The sequence below is a fragment of the Ferruginibacter sp. genome (assembly GCF_014377975.1).
GTDB lineage: Bacteria > Bacteroidota > Bacteroidia > Chitinophagales > Chitinophagaceae > Ferruginibacter.
Window position 1 is genome coordinate 1 of the sequence record NZ_JACMOO010000008.1, and the last position, 3,056, is coordinate 3,056.

Below are 3,056 nucleotides of genomic sequence, written 5' to 3' on the forward strand. Positions count from 1 at the left end.
TATTAAAGAAAAAGAAAATAAACTTGGTTTTGATTTGTACTGCGTAGATATAAATGGTTTGCTGGATAGAGAAAAAGTTTACGGTTATGATGATGATACAGAAAGATTCATGGCTTTTCAAATATCAGTGCTGGAATGGATGAATAAATGGGAACATTTACCCGATGTAATTCATGTACACGATCATCATGCCGCCCTTATTCCTTTCATGGTGCAGGAATGCTTTGCCTACGGAAAATTAAAACAAATTCCAACCGTATTAACCATACATAATGCACAATACCAAGGCTGGATGGCATGGGAAAAGGCTGCTTATTTACCAGCTTGGAACACATGGAAATGGGGAATGCTAGATTGGAGTAATATTGTAAATCCACTAGCATGTGGAATAAAGTGTGCAGACGCTGTAAACACCGTAAGCCCGGGTTACATGCTGGAATTGATGAAAGATGCGAACGGGTTGGAAAGTTTATTTCAAACAGAAAATTTTAAATGCTCCGGAATAATAAATGGTATTGATTATAAAGTGTGGAACCCGCTTTTAGATACTTTTATACTTGATAATTATTCTTTAAAAGATTATACCGAAGGAAAAGCGCTAAACAAAAAGAAACTCTGCAATGATTTTGAACTTGACATTACGTTGCCACTATTTATTTTTATTGGAAGGCTGGTACAGGAAAAAGCTGCAGATCTTTTACCCGAAGCCATCAACAATGCATTAAAATTATATGAGGGGAAATTAAATTTTTTAATTCTTGGTAGTGGTGAACCCCAAATTGAAAATGCTTTATTGGCCTTACAAAATAAATACGTAGGTTATTATAACTCTCAAATTACTTACAACGAAAAATTGAGTCACCTTATGTACGCTGGTGCAGATTTTTTATTGATGCCTAGCAGAGTTGAACCTTGCGGCTTGAACCAATTATATGCTATGCGTTATGGCACTGTACCAGTCGTAAGACGAACCGGCGGTTTAAAAGATACTGTACTAGATATAGATGAAGAAAACGGTTTCGGTTTATGTTTTGATTATGCATCATTAATTGATATTGATATTTCTATACAACGTGCACTGGAACTTTTTAACGATAAAAAGAAAATGAAGGAAATAAGAAAAACAATGATGGAAATTGATAACAGCTGGACAGCGAGTGCTCAACAATATTTAACTCTTTATAATTCGGTTCAACAAAAATAAAACCATGACTAGCAAACAAGTAGTAGCTGTAATTTTAGGCGGTGGCGCAGGCTCAAGATTATATCCTTTAACAGCAACAAGAAGTAAACCTGCTGTACCAATTGCAGGTAAATACAGGCTTGTAGATATTCCCATATCCAATTGCATAAACAGCAATATTAACCGAATGTTTGTGCTTACGCAATACAATTCAGCATCGCTAAATAAACATATAAAAAACACCTACCAGTTTAGTGGTTTTAGCAGTGGCTTTGTAGATATTTTGGCAGCAGAACAAACACCTGATAGTCCTGGTTGGTTTCAGGGAACGGCAGATGCCGTTAGACAATCTTTAAAGCATATTGAAAAAAATGATTTTGATTATGTTCTAATTTTGAGTGGCGACCAATTATATCAAATGGATTTTGCAGAAATGATAGACAATCATCAAAACGCCGGTGCTGATATTACAATTGCAACCATTCCGGTAGGCGAACGAGAAGCTACTGAGTTTGGTATTTTAAAAGCAAACGAAACAAATCACATAACTTCTTTTATAGAAAAACCTGCTGCTGAATTATTGCCGGGTTGGATAAGTGATACGGGCGCAGAGATGCAAATTATGCAGCGTAATTACCTGGCCTCCATGGGTATTTATATTTTTTCTAAAAAGGTTTTGTTTGATTTGCTTTTAAATGAAAAAAAGGATGCAACCGATTTTGGTAAAGAAATTATACCGGATGCCATCAGCAAATACAAAGTAATCAGTTACCAATATGGTGGTTATTGGACGGATATCGGAAATATTTATTCATTTTTTGAGGCAAATCTTGCCCTCACAATGGATATTCCGCCTTTTAATTTATTTGATAACCAACGCATGATATTTAGCCGTGCAAGAATGTTACCACCGGCTAAAATAAGCGGCACCACTATTACTCAAACATTGGTTGCTGATGGCTGTATCATTCATGCAAAATCTATTGCTAACTCTGTAATTGGTATTAGAAGCAGAATTGGAAGCGGAAGTATTTTAGAAAGCTGTTACATAATGGGAAACGATTTTTATGAAACAATAGCCGAGATAGCCCATAATTTTGAACATGGTGTACCCAAGGTTGGAATTGGCGATAATTGCGAATTAAAAAATGTAATTGCCGATAAAGATTGCCGCATTGGCAACAATGTAAAAATAAATGGTGGCACACATTTACAAGATTCAGATCACTCTCTGTTTGTTGTGAAAGACGGTATTGTAGTTATAAAAAAAGGTGCTACAATTGAGGATGGCTTTGAGCTTTAAAAATTTTTAATTTAATAAAAAAAGACGCTTTAAAAGCGTCTTTTTTTATTAAATTTTAGCCAAATAAATCCTGCTGGGGGTTATCGTCTTTAGCAACGATCCATTCCATTTCAATATTTTTATTAAAGTCTATAAGCTTGGCTCCTGCTGCTTTCCATCCCATTACTTCTACCAAATTATCTATTTTAAACTTTACGTTGTTTATTTGCTGACCCTTGCCGGTGGTTACGTTAAGTACTGCATTTTCAGTAGATGATACAGCAGTTAAGGCATTGTTTTTTCCTTCCTTTATAAAATAAAATTTACTGTGTAATGTGGTCGTTTCAATTTTAAAACGCTTTACATTATACTGCATTTTATCATTGTCAAGATAAACTGCAGTAATAATTTTTTCTGCATCGAATTTTTCCAATAACATTATTTTCTCAGGCTCAAAACGTTGTGTTAGTTCCTGATCAATAATTTCGTAATTACCATCATTGTAAAAAACTACCAACCTATCTTCTGCTTCAAACTTACCTAAATAATTACCTTTTTCTTCGCTGTTTAACCTTCCAAACTTTGTATCAA

At 34.7% G+C, this 3,056-nt stretch carries 2 protein-coding genes and 1 pseudogene; 2 read left to right on the forward strand and 1 reads right to left on the reverse strand.

Annotation, left to right across the window (positions count from 1 at the left end; genetic code table 11):
• The coding region (locus tag H7254_RS00720; protein WP_301931146.1) for a glycogen synthase at window positions 1–1,204 on the forward strand (1,204 nt) is incomplete at its 5' end.
• A gap of 4 nt (window positions 1,205–1,208) precedes the next feature.
• Window positions 1,209–2,486 carry a glucose-1-phosphate adenylyltransferase gene (locus H7254_RS00725; RefSeq protein WP_301931148.1) on the forward strand — a complete coding sequence of 426 codons (1,278 nt, stop codon included), beginning with the start codon at window positions 1,209–1,211 and terminating at the stop codon, window positions 2,484–2,486.
• A 55-nt stretch (window positions 2,487–2,541) separates the two neighbouring features.
• Here H7254_RS00725 and H7254_RS00730 read toward each other — a convergent pair.
• A pseudogene (locus H7254_RS00730) lies at window positions 2,542–3,056 on the reverse strand (DNA gyrase/topoisomerase IV subunit A); the annotation flags it as partial.

What these genes read in the sequence shown, in the direction of transcription:
- H7254_RS00725 (WP_301931148.1), top strand. Translation starts at nt 1,209, where the DNA reads ATGACTAGCAAACAAGTAGTAGCTGTAATTTTAGGCGGTGGCGCAGGC.